At 52.0% G+C, this 22,362-nt stretch carries 25 protein-coding genes; 3 read left to right on the top strand and 22 right to left on the bottom strand.

What is annotated here, in order from left to right:
* Positions 1-2: 2 nt before the first annotated feature.
* The 8 genes from M0651_RS03595 to M0651_RS03560 all read right to left on the bottom strand — a co-directional run bounded on the left by M0651_RS03595 (position 3) and on the right by M0651_RS03560 (position 6,802).
* Positions 3-839: a purine-nucleoside phosphorylase gene (locus M0651_RS03595; RefSeq protein ID WP_248550472.1), complete on the bottom strand. Its 837-nt coding sequence runs from the start codon at positions 837-839 to the stop codon at positions 3-5.
* A 122-nt stretch (positions 840-961) separates the two neighbouring features.
* A complete protein-coding gene (locus tag M0651_RS03590) occupies positions 962-2,149 on the bottom strand; it encodes a phosphopentomutase (protein ID WP_248550471.1) in 1,188 nt (395 codons plus the stop codon).
* Positions 2,150-2,182: 33 nt separating this feature from the next.
* Positions 2,183-3,154: a site-specific tyrosine recombinase XerD gene (gene xerD / locus M0651_RS03585; RefSeq protein ID WP_248550470.1), complete on the bottom strand. Its 972-nt coding sequence runs from the start codon at positions 3,152-3,154 to the stop codon at positions 2,183-2,185.
* A 107-nt stretch (positions 3,155-3,261) separates the two neighbouring features.
* On the bottom strand, positions 3,262-3,519 hold the full coding sequence (locus M0651_RS03580) for a DUF4227 family protein (RefSeq protein WP_248550469.1): 258 nt from the start codon (positions 3,517-3,519) through the stop codon (positions 3,262-3,264).
* 168 nt (positions 3,520-3,687) lie between these two features.
* Positions 3,688-4,161, bottom strand: coding sequence for a ferric iron uptake transcriptional regulator (fur, locus tag M0651_RS03575; protein WP_155605418.1), 474 nt, complete (start codon positions 4,159-4,161; stop codon positions 3,688-3,690).
* A 143-nt stretch (positions 4,162-4,304) separates the two neighbouring features.
* Complete coding sequence (spoIIM, locus tag M0651_RS03570) at positions 4,305-4,931, bottom strand: stage II sporulation protein M (RefSeq protein WP_248550468.1); 627 nt, start codon at positions 4,929-4,931, stop codon at positions 4,305-4,307.
* Between the two features lie 99 nt (positions 4,932-5,030).
* Entirely contained in the window at positions 5,031-6,239 is a 1,209-nt protein-coding gene (locus M0651_RS03565; RefSeq protein ID WP_248550467.1) for an endonuclease Q family protein, read from the bottom strand.
* Positions 6,236-6,802, bottom strand: coding sequence for an NUDIX hydrolase (locus tag M0651_RS03560; protein WP_248550466.1), 567 nt, complete (start codon positions 6,800-6,802; stop codon positions 6,236-6,238). Before M0651_RS03560 ends, M0651_RS03565 begins: the two co-directional genes overlap by 4 nt.
* Positions 6,803-7,089: 287 nt before the next feature.
* Between M0651_RS03560 and M0651_RS03555 the strand changes: the two genes are divergently transcribed.
* Positions 7,090-7,653, top strand: a complete 564-nt coding sequence (locus M0651_RS03555) for a tetratricopeptide repeat protein (protein ID WP_248550465.1) — start codon at positions 7,090-7,092, stop codon at positions 7,651-7,653.
* Positions 7,654-7,711: 58 nt separating this feature from the next.
* On the opposite strand, the gene M0651_RS03550 is transcribed toward M0651_RS03555, so the two are convergent.
* Positions 7,712-8,839 (bottom strand): M20/M25/M40 family metallo-hydrolase, encoded by a 1,128-nt coding sequence (locus tag M0651_RS03550; protein WP_248550464.1) that lies wholly within the window; start codon positions 8,837-8,839, stop codon positions 7,712-7,714.
* Positions 8,840-8,914: 75 nt separating this feature from the next.
* On the opposite strand from M0651_RS03550, the gene prli42 reads away from it, so the two are divergent.
* A complete protein-coding gene (prli42, locus tag M0651_RS03545) occupies positions 8,915-9,013 on the top strand; it encodes a stressosome-associated protein Prli42 (RefSeq protein WP_155605425.1) in 99 nt (32 codons plus the stop codon).
* A gap of 18 nt (positions 9,014-9,031) precedes the next feature.
* Here the strand turns inward: prli42 and lipB are convergent, their stop codons facing one another.
* The 5 genes from lipB to lpdA form a co-directional block, all read right to left on the bottom strand.
* Positions 9,032-9,718, bottom strand: coding sequence for a lipoyl(octanoyl) transferase LipB (gene lipB / locus M0651_RS03540; RefSeq protein WP_248550463.1), 687 nt, complete (start codon positions 9,716-9,718; stop codon positions 9,032-9,034).
* A 30-nt stretch (positions 9,719-9,748) separates the two neighbouring features.
* Complete coding sequence (locus tag M0651_RS03535) at positions 9,749-11,137, bottom strand: dihydrolipoamide acetyltransferase family protein (protein ID WP_248550462.1); 1,389 nt, start codon at positions 11,135-11,137, stop codon at positions 9,749-9,751.
* 18 nt (positions 11,138-11,155) lie between these two features.
* Entirely contained in the window at positions 11,156-12,142 is a 987-nt protein-coding gene (locus M0651_RS03530; protein ID WP_248550461.1) for an alpha-ketoacid dehydrogenase subunit beta, read from the bottom strand.
* A 2-nt stretch (positions 12,143-12,144) separates the two neighbouring features.
* Complete coding sequence (locus tag M0651_RS03525) at positions 12,145-13,170, bottom strand: thiamine pyrophosphate-dependent dehydrogenase E1 component subunit alpha (RefSeq protein ID WP_248550460.1); 1,026 nt, start codon at positions 13,168-13,170, stop codon at positions 12,145-12,147.
* 127 nt (positions 13,171-13,297) lie between these two features.
* Positions 13,298-14,719 (bottom strand): dihydrolipoyl dehydrogenase, encoded by a 1,422-nt coding sequence (lpdA, locus tag M0651_RS03520; RefSeq protein ID WP_248550459.1) that lies wholly within the window; start codon positions 14,717-14,719, stop codon positions 13,298-13,300.
* 161 nt (positions 14,720-14,880) lie between these two features.
* Here lpdA and M0651_RS03515 point away from each other — a divergent pair, with 161 nt between their 5' ends.
* Positions 14,881-15,198, top strand: a complete 318-nt coding sequence (locus tag M0651_RS03515) for a DUF2627 domain-containing protein (protein ID WP_248550458.1) — start codon at positions 14,881-14,883, stop codon at positions 15,196-15,198.
* Between the two features lie 61 nt (positions 15,199-15,259).
* Here M0651_RS03515 and M0651_RS03510 read toward each other — a convergent pair whose 3' ends face one another.
* The 8 genes from M0651_RS03510 to M0651_RS03475 form a co-directional block, all read right to left on the bottom strand.
* Positions 15,260-15,469, bottom strand: a complete 210-nt coding sequence (locus tag M0651_RS03510) for a hypothetical protein (RefSeq protein ID WP_248550457.1) — start codon at positions 15,467-15,469, stop codon at positions 15,260-15,262.
* A 26-nt stretch (positions 15,470-15,495) separates the two neighbouring features.
* The gene (locus tag M0651_RS03505; RefSeq protein WP_248550456.1) at positions 15,496-16,443 is read right to left on the bottom strand and encodes a cation diffusion facilitator family transporter; all 948 of its coding nucleotides are present in this window, start codon (positions 16,441-16,443) and stop codon (positions 15,496-15,498) included.
* Between the two features lie 13 nt (positions 16,444-16,456).
* A complete protein-coding gene (locus M0651_RS03500; RefSeq protein WP_248550455.1) occupies positions 16,457-16,765 on the bottom strand; it encodes an ArsR/SmtB family transcription factor in 309 nt (102 codons plus the stop codon).
* A gap of 238 nt (positions 16,766-17,003) precedes the next feature.
* A complete protein-coding gene (spo0A, locus tag M0651_RS03495) occupies positions 17,004-17,807 on the bottom strand; it encodes a sporulation transcription factor Spo0A (RefSeq protein ID WP_248550454.1) in 804 nt (267 codons plus the stop codon).
* A gap of 258 nt (positions 17,808-18,065) precedes the next feature.
* Complete coding sequence (gene spoIVB / locus M0651_RS03490; RefSeq protein WP_248550453.1) at positions 18,066-19,397, bottom strand: SpoIVB peptidase; 1,332 nt, start codon at positions 19,395-19,397, stop codon at positions 18,066-18,068.
* 99 nt (positions 19,398-19,496) lie between these two features.
* Positions 19,497-21,236 (bottom strand): DNA repair protein RecN, encoded by a 1,740-nt coding sequence (gene recN / locus M0651_RS03485; RefSeq protein WP_248550452.1) that lies wholly within the window; start codon positions 21,234-21,236, stop codon positions 19,497-19,499.
* A 32-nt stretch (positions 21,237-21,268) separates the two neighbouring features.
* Complete coding sequence (gene ahrC, locus M0651_RS03480) at positions 21,269-21,718, bottom strand: transcriptional regulator AhrC/ArgR (protein ID WP_248550451.1); 450 nt, start codon at positions 21,716-21,718, stop codon at positions 21,269-21,271.
* 33 nt (positions 21,719-21,751) lie between these two features.
* On the bottom strand, positions 21,752-22,231 hold the full coding sequence (locus tag M0651_RS03475) for a hypothetical protein (protein WP_248550450.1): 480 nt from the start codon (positions 22,229-22,231) through the stop codon (positions 21,752-21,754).
* Positions 22,232-22,362: the final 131 nt, after the last annotated feature.

Genomic DNA, 22,362 nt, shown 5'->3' with positions numbered 1-22,362 from the left:
CCTTAGGCTTCTCCAATTTGGGGGATGATGGACAATACGAGGCTGAGGAACTTCTCCCGTACGCGCTCGGTCGTTTCCATTACCTCCTGGTGGGATAATGGCTGGTCCAAAATACCTGAAGCCATGTTACTGATACAGGAGATGCCCAACACCTCAATGCCTGCATGCCGAGCTACGATCGTTTCGGAGACCGTGGACATCCCGACCGCGTCAGCGCCAAGCGTCCGAAGCATCCGGATTTCCGCCGGCGTTTCATAAGTTGGGCCAAGCAAACCGGCATAAACGCCCTCTTGCAACGGCACCCCTCTGTCTGCGGCTATCTTCCGAGCGATCTCGCGCAAACGGCGGCTGTACGCTTGGGACATGTCCGGGAAGCGCGCTCCAAGCTCCTCGTCGTTGGGACCAACCAGCGGATTTCTTCCCGTCAGGTTCAGATGGTCGGATATCAACATCAAATCGCCTGGTTCATAAGACGTATTGACCCCGCCGGCGGCATTAGTGACGAGCAGCGTCGTGACGCCCAGCTCTTTCATCACGCGTACCGGAAACGCGGTCATCTCCGGCCCGTATCCTTCGTACATGTGGAAACGGCCCTTCATAAGCACGACAGCCGTGCCTTGTACCGTCCCGATTAACAACTCCCCGGCATGACCTTCCACCGTCGATTGCGGAAAGAACGGAATGTCACGGTAGTCGATGCTGACCGGCTGCTCGATGTGATCGGCCAGAACGCCCAGCCCGGAGCCCAGAATCAAACCTACCTTTGGCGTTAACGCCGAACGGGAGCGGATATACTCCGCAGCCTCCCGGATCATGCCTATTGTTAATGTTGTCGTCATATCGAAATCCTCCAAATCTATAATAAAATTCAAAAAGTCGGCTTTTCAGCACCGAGAAGGTTGGAAGAAGCTAGGGACTGAGTAGCGAGCCGTAGGGAGACCTACCTTTTGAACTTCCTTTCTTAAACAAGTTCGTCCAAAAAGCTCTTGCCGTGCTCGGTAGCATGTACCCCAAAGTTGTCAGCAATCGTCGCCGCCAAATCTGCATAAGTGGCTCTGACGCCCAGGCTGCCCGGTTTATTTAGGCTTGGCCCATAGACAAGCAGCGGAACGTATTCACGCGTATGGTCTGTCCCGGCATGAATCGGATCATTGCCATGGTCGGCGGTAATCACCAGCAGGTCGTTCTCGCCCACGTTCTTCAGCAGATCCGGTAACGCAGCGTCAAATTCCTCCAGGGCGCGCGCATAACCTTGAGGGTCACGGCGATGTCCGTATAAGGAGTCGAAATCGACAAGATTCGTGAATAGCAACCCCGAGAAATCCTGACCGATACGGTTCAAGGTTTCCTCGATCCCGTGCTGATTGCTTTTTGTCGGATACGAAGCGGTAATGCCTTCGCCAGAGAAAATATCGTTGATCTTCCCGACAGAAACCACTTCCTTGCCGGCATTTTTCAGTGCGTTCAGCACCGTTGGTTCCGGCGGCTTCACCGCATAATCATGACGGTTTGGCGTACGCTGGAAGTTGCCCGGCTGACCGACAAACGGACGAGCGATAACACGTCCGACGAAATGTTCTGGCTCAAGTGTCAACCGGCGAGCGATTTCGCAAGCCCGATATAGCTCCGGCAGAGGAATGACCTCTTCATGGGCGGCGATTTGGAATACGCTGTCGGCTGAGGTGTATACGATCCAGTTGCCGGTCTTCATATGCTCTTCCCCAAGCTCCACCAAAATTTCCGTGCCCGAAGCCGGCTTGTTCCCGATGATTTTGCGACCCGTTTCTTGCTCGAAGCGAGCGATCAAATCCCGCGGGAAGCCGTTGGGATACGTTTGGAACGGCGTTTCCGTCTTCAGTCCCATCAGCTCCCAGTGGCCGGTCATTGTATCCTTGCCCGAGGAAATCTCGGCCATCTTCCCGAAGTAAGCCGTTGGTTCAGCCGCCGGGCTCAAATTCGGCAGTTCCGCAATATTACCCAATCCTAATTTTTGTAAGTTTGGCAGCTTGGTGCCTGGCACGGTTTGCAAAATATGCCCTAACGTATGCGCACCCTCATCGCCGAATTGTTTCGCGTCCGGCAGCTCGCCGATCCCCACGCTGTCGAGGACGATGACGGTCATTTTTCTAAAACGATTCCCGCTTTCCATCTTCTATCACTCCTTTAATCTATGCAGCTATAGTTATCCCTTGCCTGAAGGGAAAACATTCTGCCTATCCTTTGTTGAAACATCATCGGTGGTCTCCAGCGCCTCCGGCTCACGTTTGGCCCGTGGATGAAAGGCGTCGTAGACCGCTTTCAAATTCGTCTTGGAACGGCTTACGTACATTTGAATCGTCGAAGCATCGGCGTGGCCTAACAACTCCTGCACCGACCATACGTCCGCCCCTCGTTCCAGCAGGTGAACGGCGAAGGAATGACGCAGGGTATGCGGGGTAATGTCCGCCGAGATCCCGGCCTCCTGGCCGTACCTCTTAATCACCTTCCAGAAACCTTGGCGGCTGATCCGCTCACCCCGGCGGTTGGGGAACAAGGTAGGGTTGTCCTGCTCGTTCGAGATCAAATGGGTACGTCCTTCCTTCAAATACCGATCCAACCATTCCGCCGTGACCCCGCCAAACGGAATGATCCGCTCCTTCCCCCGTTCGCCGGAGCAACGGAGGAACTGAAGCGCCAGATTTACGTCTGCCGTATTCAGCGAGATCAGCTCAGAAACACGGATGCCTGTAGCATAAAGCAGCTCCAACATCGCCTTGTCCCGAAGTCCCAGCGGAGTTTCGGGTCGGGGCGTCTCGAGCAGCCTTTCCATCTCCTCCACCGTCAGCGTTTGCGGTAGTTTCTTCTCCGCTTTTGGCACTTCCAGCATCACGAAGGGATTCTGGTCAATCCGTCGTTCCCGCAATAAATATTGAAAAAAAGCACGAAGAGTCACGGACACCCGTTGAATCGTTGCCGGAGCTTTACCTTGTTCTTTCAGATAAGCAAAATAGAGCAGAATTCCCGCGCGGGTGACTTGGCGATAATCGTCGATCTGCTTGTCCTTTAAATAGGTTATGTACTGCTTCAAGTCCCGCGAATAGGATGCCAGAGTCGCTTCGCTTAACCCCCGCTGCTCGGCCAAAAATGAAATAAAAGAGGCCGCATCCCGTTCCATGCGTTACGCCTCCTTTCCCGGTTGTCCACAAATCATATTTTCAACCATCCGCCTTGAGTACTAATTCCACATCAAGTCGTAAATTCCCTGCTGCTCCTGTCGATCGACTACTCCCCATACCAGAAAAACAGCTTAAGCCGCTCGGTCATCGTCTCCATCTCGGCGCTTCCCGGAACGCCTTCTCGAAATACCTTGACTGCGGAGCCCTCGGGAACACGGTACTTGTCCTCACGAAACACGTAATCGTCCAGCAGCCCCAGCGCTTTATACAAAGTATACGCAAGCATGACGAATAGGATCAAATATTTCCCCGATCTCAGCCATTTTCGAAGCGAAATGACCATCATCCCCATCCTCTCTATCATTCGTCCGACATCCTTGGTCCTTGCTTGGACACCCCTATGTATTCAGTATATAGAGAGGAGCTGGTGAGTATGCGGAATTGGCTCAAACGGCTAGGCTTCCGTCGCATATGCTCAGGCAACGTAAAAAGCTCCCTACGGCAGGGCCGTAAAGAGCTCGGCTTAATGATCTTATTTCTTATTGCCATTTCCCGGAGAGTCGTTGTTCTTGTCCTTGCATCGGTAACAAATGCCCTGAAAATCCAACCGGTGATCGAGCACTGTAAAGTTGAATTCCTTCTCCAAGCGTTCCTCGAGCGGTCCAAGCCAATCCTCGCGGATTTCATCCATTGCCCCGCATTGAACGCAGATCAAATGGTGGTGATGATGTTTTGTCGTATCGGTACGCAGGTCGTACCGGGCTACTCCGTCACCGAAGTTGATCTTCTCCACGACATGAAGCTCGCTGAGTAATTCCAAAGTTCGATAGACCGTGGCCAGGCCGATTTCCGGCGCTTTATCCTTGACGAGCATGAAAACATCTTCCGCACTGAGATGATCGTCTTCATTTTCGAGCAATACGCGTACCGTGGCTTCCCGCTGGGGCGTCAATTTGTAACCGTGGGATTGTAACTGCTGTTTGATTTTTTCGATCTTTGCTTCCATGTTATCCCTCCCCCAGCCCTTGCCGCACATCCAAAAAAAGTTCAATAACCACTTCTTTCATTATAGGGGGAGTTATTCAACAAAGTCAAACATTTTGCTAGAGTCGTCTTAACCCGGTAAACTGAGTCAACCTACCTTTCATTTCACGCAATCAAAGGTGTAACCCACTTCATCATGACCGGTGTCACCCAGGTTTCAAACGAAGAGACTGCGAGCAGTACCGCGGCCATGGCCAGCGTCAGCCCCGTGTACGAGAGAAACGGACGGGTCGCCTGACCGGTGCGGCTCATCAGAACCCTCGAGCGGATAATGTTCAATGAGAAACCGATGGCCGCTACACTCGCAATCAGCAGTGCCGGAATGACGATGAGGTTATGCGGGGCGACCGAGACCAGGGCAAACAGCAATCCCTTCCAGGTATATTGGCCGACCAAGCAGCCGACGGTGAAGCCGATCAGCACCCCTTTTAAGAAATCAAGGATCAGGATACCCGGAAGCCCGATGACAGACAAACCAAGCAGCCAGATCAAGCCCAGCCATTTCAAATGCAAGGCGGCCACGTCCCAAAAGGCCTGTGTCTGAAACTCCACTCCGCCCTCGTTTATCGACAGAAAAAAGTCACCTAAGTAACGGGAGATATCCTGCTGTTGTTCCAATGTTAATGCGTTAACCATCAATGCGCCGAATACGACGCCCATCAAAAACAGCACGGAAACAAAAACATAAAGCGGCGTTTTGTCTTTAAGTGTGTGGCGAATGGGATGCAGCATCGAATTTTGCCTCCTAGCTTGTTCAATAGGGTCTTATCCTAAAATATGAACAAGCCTGTTCGCCTATGCCTGCTTCTTTCCGTACCGCTTTCCTGCCGATCAGGATTTCTTCACTTTGCCATAAATCCCGCCGCCTCCGGCGCTAAGCTCGAGCCTGCCGGTTCGTGCCAAGACAATCCGCTCGGCCAACTCGGACCCTGCCGCTTCCGCCAATTGCGCTTCCGGTACATGATGCAAGATGTTCATCTCCGTGCCAAACTTCTCAAGCAGCAGCTCCAATTTCGCAGGTCCTAGGCCCGGGATAAACTCCAGAGGGACCTGGTAATGGTAAGGTGGGCGATGAGCCGGAACGATCGGCTCCTTTCGATCCGCAATCGAGCGGATGCGGTCGAGTACGCCGCGCACCAGCTTCGGACTTCCGCAATAAGGGCAGCGTTCTACGGCAACCTTCGCTTCGTCGATGATGTAGTTGCAGTTGCTGCAGTAAGTCCGATGATATTTACCTAGGCGCGGATTGAGCCCGTAATTGCCGGCCACCAGCCGCCCCTCCTCACGTCGCAATGCCTTCGTGAACTCGAGATAACTTGCTTCCTTAAGCCGCAACTCGTTGTATTCCCGGCCGATTTTGCCAAGGGAATGGGCGTCCGAATTCGTTAAGATCGTGTAAGGATCCAGCTCGCTGATCAACCCAGCCATGTCGGTATCCGCGCTAAGCCCAAGTTCCACCGCGCTGATTAGGGAAAGATCCAGCACATCGGACATACGCGGGGCGCAGCTGCCATAAATACTGCGATGCGGCGTGAAAATATGGGCAGGAATGATCATGCCGCCCCGGGCGTAAACCTCCTCCTGCAGGGTCCGGGCCGGTGCGTATACCCGCTGTGAGCTAAGACCGACGTTCTTCATTCTGGGTTTAAGCCAGTCGGTGAAGCCACGGATGATCTCCAAGTGAGGGAAAAAGGCCAATAAATGCGCAGGTCCCATGCCCGGCTCGCGGATTTCCAGTTCACTCCCAAGCAGAATGGTCGTCCCCTGATAGGCGATACCTCCGTCTTTCAACTCTTGCATTTCGCCACGTTCCAGGCACCACTCGATATCCTCCTGCACTCCGGGTGAGTGGCAGTCAATGATGCCCACGAGACCGATACCCTTTCGCTGCGCCGCCTCCTTCGCGATCCCGGCAAAGGTAAGGTTACGGCTGCCGCTGATCTTGACCGGCTCCCCCTTACCGGTTCTTCCGATGTGGATATGCAAATCCGCATATATCGTTGTCAGTTGATCCGGGGTCCCTTCGGAAGACTGGTTCATACTCCTGCTCCTGCCGATCCCCTTACGGTCCAGAGTTGCCAAATATATACCGCCAAGATCGTTTTAGCGTCGGCAATCCGCCCCTCAGCAATCAGGTTTAGCGCCTCTTCCAACGTTACTTCCTGAACCTCGAGAAATTCATCCTCATCCGGCGACATTTCCCCGGCACTCAGCTGCTCGGCTAGATAGAGATGAATGATTTCATCCGCGAATCCCGGGGAGGTATAGAAAGAGTGCAAATGTGTCAGTTTATCACAGCGATAGCCCGTCTCTTCCTGAAGCTCGCGGACCGCCGCTTCCGCAGGGTCCTCCCCCTTCTCTAATTTGCCGGCTGGAATCTCTAATTCACATCGGCCCATTGCCTGTCGAAATTGGTCTACCAGCAGCAATCGACCCTCATGCACCGCCAGAACAGCAACCGCGCCTGGGTGCTTCACAATTTCACGCGTTGCGGTCGTTCCATCCGGCAGCTTGACCATATCGATCTGCAAGGAGATCACCTTCCCGCTAAATACCGGCTCCGTAGAAACCGTAGTTTCGACCAATTTATCGTTTACTCCCATTTTATTTCCTCCTTTATTGTGCAAACGGCTTTTCTTCATTCATAACTTGTCCACGCCGGACATATGGTGTTATTATACCAAACCTGTCCGGAAAGGAGCCCCTCATGAAGAGTTATTTCACGACGGACCGCGTACGCGCTCAAGGAAAAGGCTGGCAAATCCGCATCCTGTTATCGCAGTGGATGAAAGAGGTAGGTCACGACGCCAAAATCTCCGATCTGATCCAATCATATAAAACTAGTTATTCAGTCACGGTTTTTCCGGTTAATATAAGGAGGGGGTGAAATATGCGTAGTCCTACCGGACAGCCTCAAAATATGGGTAAACTCGTAGAAATGATACAAAACGCCGTAACGGCCGGACGCCTTGAAGTCGCCGAACAGCTGGCGGGGCAAACTGATCCTTATTTACTTAGCGAGCTGGTCCAAACCTTATATAAAGAAGGGTATGTCGCATTAGCCAAAGAACGGCTGCTGAAGTTAGAACCTCGCTTGCTTCGCGAACCCTCCCCCCCATTCTTAGAACTCAGCCTGATTTGGGCGGAAATCTGCTACGATGAGAGGCGGTATGACGAAGCAACCCCAATCTTTGAGACGATTGCCGAGCGGCATCCCGATTTCGCAGGGGCCCGTTTTGGTGCGGCCTCCTGTTGCTTACAGCAGGCGATTGCTAAATTAGAGCGAAGAATCCAGCTCTATCACCCAACCAAAACAGAGCAGGAGAAAATATGCAAATATTTAGACGACTTCCACCAAGCCTTAAACCTCATCCAGACCTCTAGTTGGCATACGGAGTGGAGTCCTGCTCAGGTTCGTAACTTCCCGGCGAGACCTGCCTCCCTACTGCATTAGCATTACAGAAAGCCCGGTGCACCTCCCGCACCGGGCTTTCAATTCATTGCGTTGTTGCTCAAGAGGATACGGATTGACGGACAATTTCCAGCGCGAACTGTGCCGTTCTGACGATATCGTCCTTCTTGATTCTTTCGTTTGTCGTATGAATTTCCTCATAGCCGATGGCCAAATTCAAGGTTGGAATCCCCAGGCTGTTAAATATGTTCGCATCACTGCCGCCGCCTGTCGTAAACGTCGTACCTGGCAACCCAAGCTCAGTCGCCGCTTGTTTGGCGATCCGCAGCACATGAGCCTCCTCGGGAATCCGGAACGCATGATACAGCACCTCGCTGCGGAATTCTCCTTTCGCCCCAAAGTCGCGACAAGCGGATTCCACCGCTTCCTTCATTTCTTGAAGTTGCTTGTCGACTTTCTCCTGGGACATGCTTCGCGCTTCACCGTACAACGTGACGTGGTCCGGCACGATGTTGGTAGCACCGCCGCCTTCAAATTTGCCGATGTTGGCGGTTGTTTCTTGGTCAATCCGTCCCAATTTCATCCGGGCTAACGCTTTACCGGCCACCTGGATCGCGCTGATGCCATCCTCCGGATTTACCCCGGCATGAGCGGCCTTACCATAGATCTCGATTTCGACACGAGCCTGCGTAGGTGCGCCGACACAGATGGTACCCACTTCACCATTCGTATCGATCGCAAACCCGAATTTAGCATCCACGTACTGTGATTCCAGAGCTCTTGCCCCGCGCAAGCTTGACTCCTCACCAACCGAAATCACGAACTGGATCTGACCATGTGGGATGGGGTTCTCCTGGAGGACCTGAATCAGCTCCAACAACACCGCTACACCTGCTTTGTCATCCGCTCCAAGGATCGTCGTGCCATCGCTGCGAATCCATCCGTCCTCGCCGATCACCGGTTTGATCCCTTTACCCGGTGTGACGGTATCCATATGGCAGGTGAACAGGAAAGGTTCGGCGGATACCCCTTCGCTAGCTTTCAACGTGGCAATCAGGTTTCCCGCGCCATGCCCCGTTTCTGCCTGCGAACCATCCTCAATGACATCCAACCCCATGTCGCTGAATTTGCGCTTCAATACATCGGCGATCTGGCGCTCGTGTTTGGTTTCACTGTCGATCTGCACCAGTTCCAAAAATTGTCCGATGACGCGTTCCTCGTGAATCATTGGACTTTCCTCGCTTTCTTCGATACGATAATAGAGGTGAAAATAATATACGTTTAAGCAAAAGGAGTTACCATTATGCGTAAAAATCGGATGAGAATCGTTGTTTTATTAATGTTGTTCGCCATGTTAGCTTCGACGCTGATCGCTTTTCTGGAGCCTTTCTTCATTCGCTAACCCCGCCACGGGGGCTACTTAGTAATCAGTCCAAGCCCCCGAACGTTCAAATACCGCGTTAAACATCGGTACGATATCCCTCGCGACTTGCTCCACCGTAAACGGGCGACCGGTTACATCCTCCAGCGAGGTGACCCCATATTCTTGAATTCCGCAAGGGATGATTCCGCCAAAGCCTTCCTCTTGAATGCCGGACTTGACGTTAAAAGCAAACCCATGGCTAGTAATGAAGCCTTTATGATGCCTGCTTTTGTTAAATTTCACGCCGATGGCGCAAATTTTCACATCTCCGACCCACACCCCGGTATATTCCGGTTTACGTGAACCTTCAATGCCAAACCCCGCAAGATAATCGATGATGACTTGCTCCAGTTGGCGCAGGTAACCATGTAGATCCAGTCCACGCCCGGCCTCCAGCCGCAGCAGTGGATAACTGACAAGTTGGCCGGGCCCATGGTATGTAATATCTCCGCCGCGGTCGATTTCAAACACCGCAATGCCCCGATCCTTTAACTGCTCTGCGCTGAGTAACAGATGCTCGGGATGACGCTGGGAGCCGATGGTATAGGTCGGCGGATGCTGCAACAGCAGCAGGTGTTCCCCCTGCTGCTGCGCATCTATCTCTTTAATGAGCCGTTTCTGCAAATCCCAGGCTTCCCCATATTCCATCATCGAATAATAGCGTACTGTCAAGCCTTCGTTCATCGCAATCTCGCCTCGATCCTCTCTTTACGCTCAATATACCTGCGTTTCCAAATTGTAGCTTTCCATATTTTCCTTCACCCGCTGCATAAAGCGGCCGCAAATGACCCCGTCCAGGATCCGGTGATCCAAAGACAAGCAGAGATTGGCCATCGAACGGACAGCGATCATGTCGTTGATAACGACCGGTCTCTTGACAATGGACTCAAAGGTTAAGATTGCGGCTTGCGGATAATTGATAATCGGCTGCGTCAAAATCGAACCAAAGGAACCGGTGTTGTTAACTGTAAACGTCCCGCCTTGCATGTCATCCAGCTTCAGCTTGCCGGAACGAACCTTCGACGCCAGTTCTTCGATTTCCCGCGCCAGGCCGGCGATATTCTTCTGGTCGGCCTTTTTGATGACCGGTGTCAGCACGGAATCCTCGGTCCCAACAGCCAGGGAAATGTTGATATCGCGTTTGACGATGATTTTGTCCACCGCCCACACCGAGTTCATGATCGGATAATCCTTGATCGCTCCCACAACCGCCTTCAACAGGAAAGCCAGGTACGTCAGATTGACGCCTTCCTTCTGCATAAATTCCTGCTTGATCTTGTTGCGAAGCTGGACCAGGTTGGTGACATCGACTTCGATCATCATCCAGCCGTGCGGAATTTCCGACACGCTTTGGCGCATCCGAGTCGCAATCGTATTGCGAATAGGGGTTACGTCGATAAAATATTCAGAACGGTTGCCCCCTTCTACCTCAATCGTCGGAATTGGTGGGTTCTCCGTTAAATGCAAGCCGGAATGGCGTACCGGCCCGGCAGCGGCGTTCAGCCCGCCTTGGATGGCGTTCTGCGGCGTAGGTGCAGCGGAAGGCGTTGCCAGCGGCTGTACGGGCTTCGCAGCTGTCGTCGTGGCGACTGGAGCAGCGGGTGCCGCGACGGCCCCACGACCGCCCTGTTCGATGTAAGCCAACACGTCTTTGCGTGTGATTCGCCCGCCAAGCCCTGTGCCGGCGATTTGCCGCAGATCCAGGCCATGCTGGGCGGCTAGCGTCTGCACTGCAGGCGAATAACGGCTTCGCTGCGACTCGTCAGGCTGGGCAACTTCGCTGATCGTCCCCGCATTAGGGCTGACAGCCTCGGTTGTCGCCTGCCCCCCTGCCGGTGCCTCATCGGCATTCGCCGTCTCAATCCGGCAAATCACGGCACCAACCTGAACCTCTTCCCCTTCTTCGGCCAGCAGCTCGCCCATCACGCCGTCCAAAGTCGAAGGGATTTCCGCATTCACTTTGTCTGTGATGACTTCGAGAATAGGTTCGTATTGCTCAACCGGATCGCCGGGTTTCTTCAACCACTTCCCGATGGTTGCCGACACGAGCGATTCGGCAAGCTGAGGCAAATGCACGTCAATCAATGTTTTATTGGATGGCATCGGTATACTCACTCCCAATTAATAAAGCGCCAATTGAAGCATCGCTTCTTTGACCTTATCTTTGCTTAGCATAAAGAATTTCTCCATCGGCGGACTGATCGGCATAGCCGGAACGTCTGGGCCGCAAAGCCTTGCGATCGGCGCATCCAGCTCGAAGAGGCACTCCTCGGAGATGATAGCCGAAACCTCAGCGCCAATCCCGCCGGTCTTATTATCTTCATGAACGATCAGCACCTTCCCCGTCTTCCGAGCCGCTTCCACGATCGCCTCGCGATCCAGGGGCTGCAGCGTACGCAAATCAAGAATATGGGAGCTAATCCCCTGCTCCGCAGCCAATTCTTCTGCAGCTTGCATCACAAAATGCAGAGGAAGACTATAGCTGATGACCGTAATATCGCTGCCTTCTCGTAGCAGGTTTGCTTTACCGATCGGTACTACATAATCATCCTCCGGCACATCCTCTTTGATCAGCTTATAGCATTTTTTGTTCTCAAAGAATAACACCGGATCAGGGTCGCGGATCGCCGCCTTCAACAAGCCTTTGGCATCATAAGCCGAATAGGGAGCAACGATCTTGAGGCCAGGCGTACCGAAGAAGATCGATTCCGGGCATTGGGAGTGATACAATCCGCCAAAGATCCCGCCGCCAATCGGGGCGCGAACAACGACAGGACAATTCCAATCGTTGTTGGAGCGATAGCGGATTTTCGCCGCTTCGCTAATGATTTGGTTGGTTGCCGGCAGCATAAAGTCCGAATATTGCATTTCCGCAATCGGCTTCAGCCCATACATGGCAGCCCCAATCGCAACCCCGGCGATCGCCGATTCAGCAAGCGGGGTGTCGATGACACGCATTTCCCCGAACTGCTCTTGCAAGCCTTTCGTCGTTGTGAATACGCCACCCTTAACGCCGACGTCTTCCCCCATCACAAATACGCTTTCGTCTCGCTCCATCTCTTCCTTCATCGCAAGACGAATCGCGTCGATATATTCCATCACTGGCATGATTATTGCCCCTCCCCTTCACTGGCATACACGTGCAGCAGTGTGTCCTCCGGTTTCGGGAAGGGCGCGTTGTCCGCCGCTTCCACAGCTTCCTTCAGCTGCCCATGGATCTCCTTCGACAGCATTTCATCCTGCTCTTCGCTCCACAGACCCGTTTCGATCAAGTAAGCTTTCATTTTCGGAATACCGTCTTTCTTCCAATTCTCATCGACTTCTTCTTTTGTCCGGTAAGCCAGGTCATTATCCGAAGTAGAGTGTGGAGACAGCCGATACATCATCGCCTCGATCAGCGTAGGCCCCTCCCCGCGGATTGCGCGTTCCCGCGCTTCCTTCACGACCCGATACACTTCTAGCGCATCGTTGCCATCTACGCGAATTCCCGGGAAACCGTAGCCTTGAGCCCGGTCGCTAACTCGCCCGCCCAGCTGTTTCTTCACAGGAACGGAGATGGCGTATTGATTATTTTCGCACATGAAAATCACCGGCAGCTTCTGAACCCCGGCAAAATTCAAGCCTTCATGAAAATCGCCCTGGTTACTGGAGCCTTCGCCAAACGTAACGAAGGAAACGATGTCCTTCTTTTGCATTTTCGCGGCCAAAGCCACACCCACCGCATGGGGAACTTGCGTCGTTACCGGACTGGAGCCGGTCACAATACGCAGCCTTTTGCTGCCGAAGTGTCCCGGCATTTGCCGGCCACCGCTGTTGGGGTCATCCGCTTTGGCGAACGCCGACAACATCAGTTCCGTCAATGACATCCCAACCGACAGCACGAAACCGTAATCTCGGTAGTAGGGCAGGAAATAATCGCGTTCTCGGTCGAGCGCAAAAGCCGCGGCAACCTGCGCCGTCTCCTGGCCGACCCCGGACACGTGGAAATTGATTTTCCCCGCCCGCTGCAGCAGCAGGTTACGCTCGTCGAATTTGCGTGCGATCACCATATATCTGTACATCTCAACGACTTCAGCATCCGTTAATCCGAGCTGCTTATGTTTGAATTCGGTTTGAACAATACTTTTGGCATTCATGGGAGTTACCTCCTTCAATTAGGACATCCTATAGCTTAATCTTAACACCAGGTACTAAGACTTGGAATAAGTTTATTATAATCGTTTTCCGATGAAAAAGAAAATACTCAACTTTCCGTCCGTTCCCTCAAACGTTTAAGGAGTTCCCGTCCACAGCCAACGCCGCTTCTCCGATAATTTCCGCCAGCGTCGGATGGGCAAATATCGCTTGTCCAACTTCCCAAGGCGTCGCGTCCAGTACTTGTGCCAGTGCCGCTTGGCTGATCAGTTCGGTCACATGCGGCCCGATCATTTGAACGCCGAGGATGTCGTTCGTGCGGGCGTCGGCTACCATTTTGACGAAGCCTTCCGTTTCGCCGTAGACCATCGCCTTGCCGATCGCCGAAAACGGCACCTTGCCGATTTTGACGTCCAGTCCTCTGGCCTTGGCTTCCTTGGCCGTGATTCCAACCGAAGCTACCTCGGGGCGTGTATACACGCAGCGCGGTACTTGGCTCTCCTCATAACCATGCGAAGCTTCCCCGGCCAAATGATGAACGGCTGTTAACCCCTCATGGCTGGCAGCATGCGCCAACTGAAGTCCGCCGATGCAATCGCCGATGGCATAGATGTGAGGTTCGGTGGTCTGCATATGTTCATTTACCCGTATAAAGCCGCGTTCTAACCCGATGTCGGTATTTTCCAGTCCAATATTCTCCACATTAGCCTGGCGTCCAATCGATACCAACAGCTTGTCCGCCTCTAACCGAATCGATTCGTCTCCTCGCTTCGCTGAAATCTGTACCTGGTTATCGCCAATTTCAAAGGAACTAGGATCTACAGAAACCCCCGTGATGATCTCAATCCCTCGGCGTTGCAGCTGTTTCTGCAATTCACGGGCCACATCCTCGTCCTCCGCCGGCAACAGCTGGTCCGCCGCTTCCACCACGGTCACCCGCACGCCAAAGTCATTCAGCAGCGATGCCCATTCCACGCCAATGACACCGCCGCCGACGATCAACATCGAGTCGGGGAGATCCGCCAACTGCAACGCTTCATCACTGCTCAGAATATGATTGCCGTCCGGTTCAAGACCCGGCAACATGCGCGGCCGGGAGCCTGTTGCAATGATCAGGTTGGTCGGCACGATCGTATCCATTTCCCCATCCAAGAGTTCTACTGCCACCGCGCCACTTTTTGGCGAGAAAATCGACGGTCCAATCACCCGCCCATTCCCTTCGATCACACGAATTTTATGTTTACGCATCAAATACTGGACCCCTTTATGCAACTGATCCACGATGCTTTGTTTTCTTTCCTGCACCTTCGGGAACACCAGGGTGACCCCGTTCGTTTCGATGCCGAAGCTGGCGCTGTCCTTCATTTGCGCATAGAGCTCGGCGCTGCGCAGCAGCGCTTTGCTTGGAATGCAGCCCCGATGCAGACAGGTTCCACCCAGCTTGTCCCGTTCAATGATGACGACATCTTTCCCCAATTGGGCCGCGCGAATGGCCGCGATATACCCGCCCGTACCTCCGCCCAGCACCGCTACATCACAAGTTATTGCCATATCAGATCTCCACCCATTCTATCAATTCAGTCACTTTCCCCTATTTTACCTTGTTTTTCCGTGAATACAAATCAGACCTGCAAATAGACATCCCATCGGGAAAAAGGTATGATATTTTTAACATTACATAGGCCATTTTAGGATGGAAAGGACGATCCCTCATGAAGTTGAAATTATCCCGGTTTATCGCCATTGTGTTGCTGGTTATTCCCGGCATTACGGCGATGATCGGCTTCCTGAAAATCAAAGACTCCCTATTTGATTATATGTCTGCTCACGGAGTCGATGCGTTAACCCGCGTATCTTTCGACTGGTTGAACTTTGTACTGGGTGTTGTTCTATTCGCAGCCGGCGCCGGATTTCTGGGAGGGTGGATTTTCTTCCGGGACCGTAAGCGGAATTACGTTGGGCCTAGATTTCGCAAGAAAGACACCGCTGCCGTCAAAGAACCAGAGCCAGCCGGGATGCAGCACAAATAATTGCAACTTGCAAAAAAATAAACCTCTTTCACCAAACACTAGGTGGGAGAGGTTTTTTCACTTATTCGTATAAGGCTTCTTTCAGCTTCGTCGACATTCGCGAGCGGTTCTGGGAAGATTCACGCAGCAGTGCTTTGCGTAGTCTGTCATTTTCGGCAGAAACCTGCTCAAACTGATCGATCAGCTCCAATAAGAGTTGCCGTTCTGCGTCTCCCAAATTGGCTTGCTCCAGCATTTCTCGATAAGCCGCCGGATCAACATCCTTGGACATGTTCGCTCATCCTTTCTCTGATGGCATTATACCATAAGCTCCTGGTGTCGGATGTGCGGTGTTTCGACCTGAATGGTCGAATGACCAATTTGGAAGTTTGTCTCCAAAGCAGATATGGCTTCTTGGAGCACGATTTGACTCTGGCTACCGTCTTCAATCGTTAAATGGCAGCTTAGCGCATCCATCCCCGACGTAATCGTCCAAATATGCAAATCATGCACTTCAACAACCCCTGGAATGCCTTCCAAACACTGCTTGACCTGGCTTTGATCGATCGATGCCGGCGACCCCTCCATCAGAATATGCACGGATTGGGTCAACACACCCCAGGCTCCCCGAAGAATTAGCAACGCGACAACAACACTGATGATGGGATCAAAGATGTACCAACCAAACAACGACATGACGATACCGGCCAAGATCGCCCCGACCGAACCCAAAGCATCCCCAAGGACGTGCAGGTAGGCGCTTTTCAGATTTACATTTCCTTTGACATCGCCTTTCTTGAGCAATGCGGCGGCACTTGCCAAGTTGGCAAGCAGGCCGATGACCGCGATGACGATCATGGTATTGCTGGATACGGTTGGCGGATCAAGCAGTCGTCCATAGGCCTCCCAAATGATAAATCCGGCAATTACGAACAAGATAACCCCGTTAAGCAGCGCCGCCAGGATCTCCATGCGGTGGAAACCGTATGTGTTCCGCTTCGAGGCCGGACGGGCCGCAAACCATATCGCGAACAAGCTGAGTACCAGCGAGCTGGCGTCGCTAAGCATATGTCCGGAGTCGGATAACAACGCTAAGCTTCCCGTAAACAAACCGCCGCAAAATTCTAGAACAGCAATCGAAGCTGTAATCAGTAAAGCGATGAGCAGCCCTTTCTTGTTCCCTGACCGCGCGGCATGATGATCGTGGTGATGACCGGCATGGTCATGATGGTGATGCGCGTGATGCTTATGATGATGATGTCCCATTGAAACTCCCTCCCTAATCGCATTTCGCATGCTGAATCGCCTGGGTCAAGAGCGATATGACATGCTCGTCGTCACAGCTGTAATACATCGTATTGGCCTCTCGCCGGAACTTCACAAGCCGCAAATTCCGCAGAAGACTGAGCTGATGGGATACCGCCGATTGTGACAAATTCAGCACGTCCGACATATGCGTCACGGAACATTCTTCTTCCGACAGCAAATAAAGAATTTTGATCCGAGTTGGATCGGATAATGCCTTGAAAATCGTAGACACCTTCTCCAGCGTATCCGGGCTCAGATAGGTGTGGACATCTCTCTCCATCGGTGGTTTCCCCTCTCCAAATCAAGTATATGAGCATATGTTCATATACAGAATAATCCTGAAGGCAGGTTTTGTCAATTGGCGCATGAAGATTTATCCTTCCAAAATAAAAAACGGCCGCATCCCGGTGTACACCGAGAGTGACCGCCTTTCATTCCCATCTGTATAACTACGCAAGTGAACGACCACCGTTATAGAATCACTAGTCGTTATCACGTTCATTCGTTTCCTCAGACTTTCACGACACTTTATGCTCGATCCGCAGCTTATCAGCCACCATGGCGATAAATTCGCTGTTGGTCGGCTTGGATTTGGAGATATTGATCGTATACCCAAACAAATGGCTGATCGAATCGATGTTGCCGCGCGTCCAAGCCACTTCAATCGCATGACGAATCGCACGCTCCACACGGGACGGCGTCGTTTTGAACTTCTCCGCGATCGCCGGATACAACGTCTTCGTAATTGCGCCCAAGATCTCGATGTTATTGTAAACCATTGTAATGGCTTCGCGCAGATATTGATACCCTTTAATATGCGCAGGAACTCCGATTTCATGTATGATCGAAGTAATGTTCGCATCGAGGTTCTTGCCTTTACCCAGCGGCACCACGTTTGATTTCGTAAACGATGTCGACGGCGTATTGGTTGTTAACGATTGAGCGCCAACAAGCTGACGAATGCGATTTGCCAAGACTTCCATATCAAACGGTTTCAAGATGTAGTAAGAAGCGCCAAGCTGAACGGCACGCTGCGTGATGTTCTCTTGACCAAAAGCGGTCAGCATGATGATTTTGGGCTGCGGTGTCAAGTTGAGGTCGCGAATGCGCTCAAGTACGCCGAGTCCGTCCAGGTGTGGCATAATAATGTCCAGGATCAACACATCTGGTACTCTTGCTGCATTATCGATCATCTCCAGCACTTCTTCCCCATTATAAGCGATTCCCGAGACGACCATATCGTCTTGCTCCGAAATGTATTCCGCGAGCAAATTCGTAAATTCTCGATTATCATCCGCCAACAACACTTCGATTTTCTGCACTGCCTACTTCCTCCTTCAGGTAAATGGATGGGTTCTAATTTATTTCTCCTCTTCCCAGAATAAGGATTCGACACGCAAAAGTAAATTCCTTCTGTCGAAAATTATTTTTATTTATTTTTTTACAGGCTTGAGCTATAATAAAATATTTATTTACACAATGTGATTCGGTTCGGATTCATTCGACAAATGCATACAGAATCCATGAAGGGTTTGTCGATCTGAGGATACCTCAGGATAAAAAAAATCTTAAGGCAGCGTTTAGCTCGCCTTAAGATTTTGCAGTGTGCCTCTGTTACTTTGCAGAATCCCGGCATCCTGCAGCATCCATTCGATAAAGCAGCCATACCCTGATTTTGGGTCGTTCACGAAAACATGGGTGACCGCTCCAATCAGCTTCCCGTTCTGGATGATTGGGCTGCCACTCATCCCTTGAACGATACCACCCGTTTTGTCCACGAGGCGAGGGTCGGTAATTCGAATGACTAGACCTTTGGTTTCCGGAGCGCTCTGTTTGGAAACATGGACAATTTCAACCTTAAATCGTTCCACCCGTTGACCTTCCACCACGGTTAGAATCTCTGCGGGGCCTTCCTTAACTTCCTCTGCAAAGGCAACGGGGATTGGTTTCTGATACACGCTATGTTCCGGGTTTTGCGACATTTTCCCAAAGATCCCGAAGTGCGTATTCCTTTCGATATTCCCTAAGGTTTTGCCTTCCTTCAGAAAATGAGCGCGTTTCTCCCCTGGTTCTCCGCTTTCGCTCTTGGAGATAGACGTAACACTGGACTGCAAGATCTGTCCGCTGCCGACCACAATCGGTGTCTGGGTATTCATATCCGTGATAATGTGACCTAATGCTCCATACACTCCTTGGTCAGGTGCATAGAAGGTTAACGTCCCCACCCCTGCGGCGGAATCACGGATATAAAGCCCTAATCTCCAGGCTCGATCCTGCTGATCGTAAGCCGGGCTTAATGAAGTGTTAAATTCCTTGTCATTCCGCTGATAGGTGATCTTAAGCGGTCGTTGGTGTTTGCCCGCATCGGCCGCAATATCGGCCACCTCGCGGACATCCTGCAGCTTCGTGCCGTTAATGTGGGTGATCAAATCACCAGCTTGAATTCCCGCGGCTTCGCCGGGAGATACCTTGCCGGTATCAGTGACGACCTGGTGATGGCCGACCACTAGGATCCCGGCGGATTTGACCTTCACACCGATGGTTTGTCCGCCGGGAATAACTTTGAGGTCCGGAATCACATTGACCTTAACGGTCTTCAGAGGAATTTGACCGAATAATTTCATGCGGAGGTTGGCTTCTCCACTCCGAAGCGACGAAAGCTTGAGCGGATTTCCCAATGATACTTTCATGGATGGGTTGGCCTGCCCGTTCAACATCACAACATCGGGCCGATCCACACTGACTTCGGCCTGTACAGGCAGTGCTAATGATATTTGCGTTCCCTGACCTTGAAACAGGCGTAACTCGTCCGGCAAAACAGGAAGCCGCCCTTCAGCGGCTGACGTGCCGAGGAAACAAAAGAAGAAGGCAAGAAAAAGACCGAGCATTCTATTCCTGAGGTTCGGGTTCAATGGCTGTCACGCTCCCTTAGCTTCTTTCGCTTGACGAAAAGGTGGTCGCCAATTGCGTACCTATAAGATACCCCGGGTCAGGTGTTTTATTACTGTCAATCATTGTGCCGGACTTAATAAAACATCCTTTTGTGCCTGTGCCAGCTTCAGCATTTCATGGGCATGATGCTGCGTCTTCTCCGTGATTTCCACCCCGCCGAGCATGCGGGCCAATTCATTAACTCGTCCTGATTCATCTAGCGGTTCCACGTGGGTCATCGTACGGCCTTCTTCTACGACTTTCTCGATCAAATACTGCCGATCGGCCATACAGGCCACCTGCGGAAGGTGAGTAATGGCGAACACTTGACACATCGCAGACAAACGCGATAATTTATCGGCGATCGACTGAGCTGCCCGTCCGCTGACCCCGGTATCCACTTCGTCGAAGATCAATACAGGGACTTGCTCATGCCGGGCAAAGATACTCTTGAGCGCCAGCATCATTCGCGACAATTCCCCACCGGATGCAATTTTGCTCAGCGGCCGAAGCGGTTCCCCCGGGTTCGGGGAGATCAGGAATTCGGCATTGTCGATGCCCTGCTTCCCGGGGCGAATTTTCTTACCTTCCCACTCCAATCCGTGAGCGTCCTCCATCACAGACAACTTCACTTGCAGGGAAGTCCGTCCCATTTGCAGATCTTTGAGCTCGATCTCGATCTGAGCGGCGAGCTCATCGGCCATCTGACGCCGCACCGCACTCAGCTTAAAGGCTTGTTCCATCAGTCGTGTAGTCAGCTTCTCGCGCTCCGCTTGAAGCTGCTCCAGGCGTTCATCCTTATTTTCCAAAGCATCGACTTCCAGTCGGATTTTCTCATAATAAGTGAGGATACCCTGGATGTCATCGCCGTATTTGCGACGCAGGGTAGAGATCAAGTCTAGGCGCTCCTCCACTTCCTCCAGCCGCTCCGGATTAAACTCAATCCGTTCGCGATAATCCCGCAAGCTGAAGGACGCATCCTCCAGTTGATAATAAGCAGACTGAAGTTGCTCCAGGAGAGGAGAAATCCCTTTGGTGTCATATGCGGCCACTTCGCTTAGTTTGGATACCGCCTTCGCGATCGCATCAAGTCCTTGGGGACCATACAGCGAGCCGTAGGCTTTCGAGATGGACTCCATCATTTTCTCGCTATGGGATAGCTTGACCTTTTCCTCCGCGAGTAATTCATCTTCACCTGGTTTTAACTCGGCTGCCGATATTTCACCAAGCTGAAAACGGTATAAATCGAGCATCTGCAAAGCCTGTTGGCTCGTATTGCGCAACTCGTTATATTCTTTGTCAATTCTAACAAATTCAGCGTAGGTCGCCTGATAAGCCGCCTTCACCGGATCAATCGATTCGGCCCCGAAAGCATCCAGCAGCTCCAAATGACGTTCCGGCCTAAGCAGAGTTTGGTGCTCGTGTTGTCCATGCAAATTGATTAACTCATCCCCAACCTCGCGCAGCATCGATAAATTGACCAGTTGACCGTTGATGCGGGCCGAGCTCTTGCCTTGGACGCTGATTTCGCGGCGAATAATCAGAAGCTCGCCGGGATCCCCGGCAATCCCTAATCCATCCATGGTGGTCCAAACCGGATGCCCTGTCGGCAGATCGAAAGAGGCCTCCATCTCGGCTTTGTCACAGCCATAACGGATTAAATCCGCCGAACCCCGCCCTCCGGCAATCAAGCCCAGCGCATCGATAATAATCGATTTGCCTGCGCCAGTCTCCCCGGTAAGAACATGAAAGCCGGAACCAAACGAAACATCCACCGCTTCAACGACCGCCAGATTACGAATGGATAAATGAACCAACATGCACGGCACTCCTTCCCCTACTCCAAACTCAATTAAGATATGTATCCCATGATTTGTTCGATCAGAAACCGGCTATAATCCTCGTTGCGGCAGATCAGCAATATCGTGTCGTCTCCACAGATCGTGCCCAGCAAATCAGGCCATTCCATGTTATCCAACAGCACAGCAACCGAATTTGCTGTACCCGGAAGGCATTTCATAACGACCAGATTGCCGGTATGGTCAATGTGAACGAAGCTGTCGACTAACGCCCGCTGAAGCTTCTGAACCGGGTTATAGCGCTGAGCCGTCGGCATGGAATACTTATACCTGCCATCGTCGGTTGGCACCTTAATCAACATCAGTTCCTTGATGTCACGGGAGACCGTGGCTTGGGTGACTTGATACCCCGCCTCGCGCAGCGTTTCCACCAATTCATCCTGGGTTTCAATTTCTCTTGCCGTAATAATTTCTCGAATTTTGATATGTCTATGCCCTTTCATTCTGTCCTCCATTCGCCTGATGCTCCATTCAATTCAGGCGGATTCATCTTCTTCGTCTTCGTCTGTTGTTAAGGAGATTTCTTTGAGCTCTCCTTGATCTGGATCCACGTACAACACGCCGGCACATTCCGGATAAAGCAGCAGGAACGGGAGCAAATCCCGGCGCAAGCCGCTGCCTGTCCATTCCATCGGCAGGCGTTCCCGCGCGGTTCTTACCAGATAGAATTCCCCGTTCTTGACCACAATATAGTCGATAAACAGACGGCTGTGCAGGAGTTCGCCGTCTACGCGAAAGGTAAGCGGCACCTTCAATTTATCACTGATGACCTCGTAACCCGCTTGCTCCAGCAGGTCCACGGCAGGATGCTCTAGAATCTCCTCATTCATTTCAAATCCGATGCCAGATCTTAAAGAAAAAGGCTTGCGGACCCAGGAACGAAAGCCGCGATATAGCAAATAACCGCCAATTCCCGCGATCACAACCATCAGAAGACCGTCCGAGTATGCACCCACCGATTATCACCTCAACCACTATTTCGACGCGGCCGTGGTCAGCTCCTGTCAGGCGCATAACAAAATGTTGAGGAGAATAAGGACAAAATCACGGTTTTGATTCCATTATAGGGAACAGGCGTTCGATTGGC

The sequence above is a fragment of the Paenibacillus mellifer genome, from assembly GCF_023195895.1.
GTDB classification, from domain to species: Bacteria; Bacillota; Bacilli; order Paenibacillales; family Paenibacillaceae; genus Fontibacillus; species Fontibacillus mellifer.
Note: the sequence above shows the minus strand (reverse complement) of the source record. Positions and strands in the feature narration are given on the sequence as shown.